Origin of the sequence: Seohaeicola sp. 4SK31, from assembly GCF_028802875.1 — a bacterium.
Classification (GTDB): Bacteria; Pseudomonadota; Alphaproteobacteria; order Rhodobacterales; family Rhodobacteraceae; genus Seohaeicola.
Map to the genome: position 1 here is coordinate 1 of NZ_JARAMP010000058.1, position 5,482 is coordinate 5,482.

A 5,482-nucleotide genomic window follows, 5' to 3' on the forward strand; every position below is an offset into this window, starting at 1 on the left:
CGGGAAAACCCCCGATCAGGCCTACTTCAACCAGCCGCGCCCCGAGGCGGTAGCGGCATAACCAAGGCGGAAAACCACTTACGAAACGCCTGGAAACTGTTCAGATCAACCGAACCACCTCTGAATGGTGCCTATCTGCAGGTGACAGGCGTTGGTCGGGTCCTGCCAACGCTTTGGACCGTCGGTCTGGCACCGTCAGGCAGCTCAAAAACGATGGCCTCAGAGGAAATCGACAAAATTCTTGATCTGAGTGAGCACACCATTTCGCATTTGCCGACAGGTTCAACCGCTGCACAATGGATCATGGATCTGCACCAAGACAACGGTGCTTTCTGGTTCCAGGATGAAGTGGGAAAATTCTTCAACATGGTGCTGACACAAACTCACTACATGAGTTTCAAGGGGTGGTTATTGTCAGCTTACTCGCACAGCCCGATCGCCAATCGATTGAAATCTGAAAAGGAAAAGCTGGTAGTCGAAAAGCCTGCTTTCACATTTCACGGATTGTCCGTCACCGAAACTTGGCAGTCCGATATCGACATTACCAGCATGTTGGATGGGTTCTGCCAGCGCTTCAATTACTATATCGCGTCCCCACGTCGCGATACGGATATTTTTGAGCATTTTCTCTACTTTGAGGGTTCTGAGGTGCCGCGGCGCCGGGAAGCCTTGGCGGAAATCTGGTCAGCGTTCTGCGCGCAGCCAGGTGCCTCAGATGCCTACACTCTGGGCCCCGATGTGCTCCCGTTCTTGCGGAAATGGTGGAGCGGCTTGCGCGACACTTGGGGTCAAAGTCCCTTGCCCCGATCGTTTATTAGACGGATCGGTTTCTCTGTTTTGCGTTATCTCGTCGTGCTGCAATTCTTGCTGGGAAAGTCCCGGCACCCGATTGATGTCGAAACGGCGGAACTGGCGACACGTTATGCCGAATATCACTTCCGAAGCGCCCTCTATATCGTTCAGGAGTATGACAAGGGACATACTTCGAAAGTTCAGAAAGTTGCGGCGATCGTCAAGAAGGTCGAGAGCGACGGACAAGCGCCAACGGGACGAAACGTCCAGCGACGGATGAGTGGAAAGGTTCGTGCTGAATATGAGAAGGGCGAGATCGCAGAGATTGTTTCGATCCTTCAGCAGATTACAGAAATGCCGGACCTGTTCGACAAGAGCAGCAGTCCTGGGGAACGGACCGCAGCACTCTATGCCGAGCGTGATCGGATACATGAGCGTTTGAAGCTTAACGAACGCAAGCGGAATGAACGCCGTGTGCGCGAACTGCTACGCGCCTACCGAGCCAAGGCGGCTCCTCAGGAGGCGGTCAATGACGCCGTCACGGATGACCAGGAAAACGTGGTCCAGCTCTACCTGTCACTCGCCAGCAATGGGTGAGCAATCGACCCTTCGGACCAAGCGTCAAGGCTATTTGCCAAGGCGACCAAGAAGATCATTGATCAAATTTGGGTCCAGTCTGACAGGGGCTTAATTCCGCTATTGCCGCACAATGGAGATACGGAAATGGCCCAAAAATTCTACGACACAGCTGCGCTCGGCAAGATGTTCGATTGCGATCCGCATACTATCCGAGACTGGATCATCCCACATTCTCCAAGTAAGTCGCTGATTTCGCTGTCGTAATCGTGATATTTCGCATATAAATCATGGCGTTGACGGCTGCGAGGGGCGCGTTTCATGGATCACCTGGAGGGTGCGGGCTTGGCGCGGGGAGATCGGGTTGATTTCGACCGCCGTGTGCGTCTGGAGTTCCGTGGTGCGCAGATCAGTTCAGACGGTGGCCTGCTGGTGATGCGCGAGCTTGATGACGTGCTCGGCCTGTCCAATCTGGCGTCGGAGGCGCTGCGAGACAGCCGCACCGGGAAGAACACGCTCCATCGGCTTGACGGATTGTTCCGGCAATCGGTGTTCGGACGACTGGCCGGATACGAGGATGTGAACGATGCCGACCGCTTGGCCCTCGATCCCGTGATGCGTCAGGTCGTTGGCGGCAGGGCCGTCGAGGCGCAAGCTGCTTCGGCATCGCAGATGGGACGGTTCGAGACCGAGACGCTGGCTCTGGCCGCGAACCGGGCGGCGCTGGCCGATCTGAACGGCCAATGGATCGACCGGTTTCATGACCGCAACGGGTTGAAATACATCGTGCTGGACATGGACAGCTCGGTCAGCCCCACCCACGGCGATCAGGAAGGTGCTGCCTGGAACGGGCATTTCGACTGCACCTGCTATCACCCCATCTTCTTGTTCAACCAGTTTGGCATGCTGGAGCGCTGCGCCCTGCGTAACGGCAATGTCCACAGCGCCGATGGCTGGCGGGATGTCCTTGATCCCGTCATTGCCCGATATGCTGGCCGCGACCTTGGTGGACGCTTCTTCCGGGCCGACGCTGCCTACGCGATCCCCGCGATCTATATGCGGCTGGAAGAAGCCAGGTTCTTCTACGCCATCCGTCTGCCCGCCAACGCCGTCTTGCGCGAGAAGATCGCGCATCGGCTGACACGGCCCGTGGGACGGCCTTCGCTGACCAAGGTCAAACGGTTCTTCGAGGACTTCGAGTATCAGGCGGCGTCCTGGGACAAGCCGCGCCGCGTCATCGCCAAGATCGAATGGCATCCGGGCGAGCTGTTCCCCAAAGTCGGCTTCATCGTCACCAACCTGCCGATGGAGCCAGACTGGGTGGTGAGGTTCTACAACCAGCGCGGCACCGCAGAGCAGCACATCAAGGAAGGCAAATATGCCTTTCGCTGGACGCGGCTGTCATGCCGGAAGTTCCGGCACAACGAGGTGCGGCTGCAACTGCACGCGCTGGCCTACAACCTGGCAACCTTCCTGCGCTGCATCGAACTGCCCGAGGCCATGGCGGACTGGTCGTTGACCAGCCTGCAACTCAAGCTGATCAAGATCGGCGCCCGCGTCGTCCGCCACGCCCGCGCCATTACCTTCCAGTTGGCCGAGGTCGCCGTCACCGGCCCGATGGTGCGGGCCGTCCTTGCCGCCATCCGCCGTCTTCGAACGCCTCCGTCATGCGCATGACCACGATCCATGCCCAAGCTGAACGAAAGCGGCAGGACAGGTCCGTCTGCCGCGCGGGAAAGCGGCTCTGCCGGGCCAGAATGCTGCGGGTTCGAGGCTTGATCCACCCGACTTCGGCCGTTTGCGCGACGACAGACACCGCTCGGGGCGAAGAACGCTTGCCCAGCGAGCAAAATCAGGCGATCTTGAAGTCAAGCGGCAGGCCACTTGGGGAATGTCGGTGAAAGAGGGGCGAGATTTACCGGATGCAGCTGAAAGGGCTTTGACATGACCACCGCGCCACAGGCCGTCTTGCGTTGGCGGATACTGGCAATCATCTGCACCGGTGTTGTCGGCGTGCTTGCAACATGGTTTTCGGCAACCGCGATCATGCCCGCATTGATCGTAGAATGGAATCTGTCAGCGTCACAGGCGGCATGGATGACCAATGCTGTGCAGGTCGGTTTCGTCGTGGGGGCAATCGGCGCATCGCTTGTCAACCTGCCCGACATTATCTCCATGCACCGGCTGATGACTGCATCAGCGGTGCTGGCTGCACTGGCCAATGCAGCACTGCCCTTTTTGGGGCCAGAGGGTGCGATTGCCCTACGCTTTCTGACCGGCATGGCTCTGGCGGGGGTTTACCCGCCCGCCCTCAAGTTGATGGCAACATGGTTCGTACAGGGGCGTGGACTTGCACTGGGCTTCCTGATTGGCGCGCTGACGCTGGGGTCATCCATGCCGCATCTGGTGCGCGCAATGACCAGTGGGCTGGACTGGCGTGCGGTGGTCTGGGCAACATCGATCTCGGCTCTGGTCGCAGCCCTGATGTTCGCGACCCTGTTACATGAAGGCCCTCATCCTTTTGGCAAGGCCAGCTTCGACCCACGCAAAGCGTTGGCAGTCTTTTCCAACAGGCCGCTGCTTCTGGCCAATATCGGTTATTTCGGGCATATGTGGGAACTCTATGCCATGTGGGCGTGGATTGTGACCTTTGCCACTGCGGCCGAGGCGGGTCTGAATACCTTTCCTTTTGGATCAGCGTCCATGTTCAGCTTTATTGTCATCGCATCAGGTGTCCTGGGGTGCTTGTTGGGTGGCTGGCTGTCCGATCGCATAGGGCGCTGCCTGACCTGCGCAGGGATGATGCTGGTGTCGGCGGGTTGTGCAGCCCTGATCGGGCTGTTCTTTGATGGCCCCACGTTCATCCTCGGGCTTTTGGCTGTTGTCTGGGGAATTTCGGTGGTCGGTGACAGCGCCCAGTTTTCAGCAGCGGTGACAGAACTGGCCGACAGCGCATTTGTTGGCACCGCCCTGACATTGCAGATGGGGATCGGATTTGCGCTGACCGTGCTGGCCATCTGGGGCCTTCCTCTCTTTGCAGAGCTGATCGGCGGTTGGCAATGGGCCTTTCTCTTTTTGCTGCCGGGGCCGCTGGTTGGAGCATGGGCAATGCTGACTCTGCGTGCCCGCCCTGAAGCCAGAAATCTTGCCCAAGGCGCCCGTTAGGCGCAAAACGCCATGGCGTGCGTAAAGCCCTTTGCCAAACGCGGGACAAGATATGTGGGCACAGTCAAAGCCTGCCCTGCCGGATCAAGACCCCTGTCAGCAGAATCCCATGCAGGTCATTGCGACAGGGGTGGCAAAGCCCTGCCGCTGACATCCGGGCATTGAACATGGCCGTCGGTGCAACTGCTGCCTGTTCTGCCTATTGCGGGATTGTTTGATGTGACCCCATTTGCCGCCGCTTTTGCGGGGTACTGACGCCAATTGCAGCCACCGCAAGACGCACCGCAGCTTCCATCGCATCGATGACCACCACACGGTGTTTGCGGCACAAATACGGAACTATGTGAGAAACTTGGTATATCCGAGATCATTCATGGTTGCCCGACGGATAACGGACGGGTGAAACTCCCGGCCCGCAAGTTGGGTAGACCCTGGAAGGTGACAGAGGAAGACCTCGCCGTCTTCCTCGTCCGAGCCCGGTCTTCTTCCCACGGAAGACCGGATCTCGACCTCGGAATCGCAGAGGAAGTCGACAAGGACGGTCAGTAGAAAAAGGGATGTTGCATCCATGACCGTTCAAATCGCGCTCAAGCACTATCTGGAAACAACTGGAGAATCGATGCGTGCGCTGTCCCTGCGGGCAGGCCTCGGCTCCAAGGCAGTCTCCGACATCCTGTCGATCCCTGGATTGAAACCCCGGCACAAGACGTTGGTCGCCTTGTCAAAAGCGACCAACAAGGAACTGACGTCAGCCGCAGAGAGTGGTCCGCAGACCTATCAACAGCTTCTGGATGCGCTGAGTGCAGCAGGCAAAGGGACACTGACATCACGTGTGAAATGGTTGATGCGGAAAGCCGATTGGTTCGGCAACCGGCCTGTCTGCCGACATGATGTGATAGAGTTTTTTGACAGGCACAACGCAGCGAATTTGGGGCTGAGCAAGGGCAGC

At 58.3% G+C, this 5,482-nt stretch carries 3 protein-coding genes and 1 pseudogene; all 4 read left to right on the plus strand.

The annotated features are described in order from the left end of the window. Positions 1–1,389, plus strand: a 1,389-nt coding sequence (locus tag PVW27_RS21115) for a DUF3987 domain-containing protein (RefSeq protein WP_274561138.1), incomplete at its 5' end; no start/stop codon positions are given. A 300-nt stretch (positions 1,390–1,689) separates the two neighbouring features. Continuing rightward, positions 1,690–3,045: an IS1380-like element ISPme1 family transposase gene (locus PVW27_RS21120; RefSeq protein WP_012112698.1), complete on the plus strand. Its 1,356-nt coding sequence runs from the start codon at positions 1,690–1,692 to the stop codon at positions 3,043–3,045. 267 nt (positions 3,046–3,312) lie between these two features. After that, positions 3,313–4,533 carry an MFS transporter gene (locus PVW27_RS21125; RefSeq protein WP_101923154.1) on the plus strand — a complete coding sequence of 407 codons (1,221 nt, stop codon included), beginning with the start codon at positions 3,313–3,315 and terminating at the stop codon, positions 4,531–4,533. Between the two features lie 568 nt (positions 4,534–5,101). Further along, positions 5,102–5,482: pseudogene (locus PVW27_RS21130) on the plus strand (site-specific integrase); the annotation flags it as partial.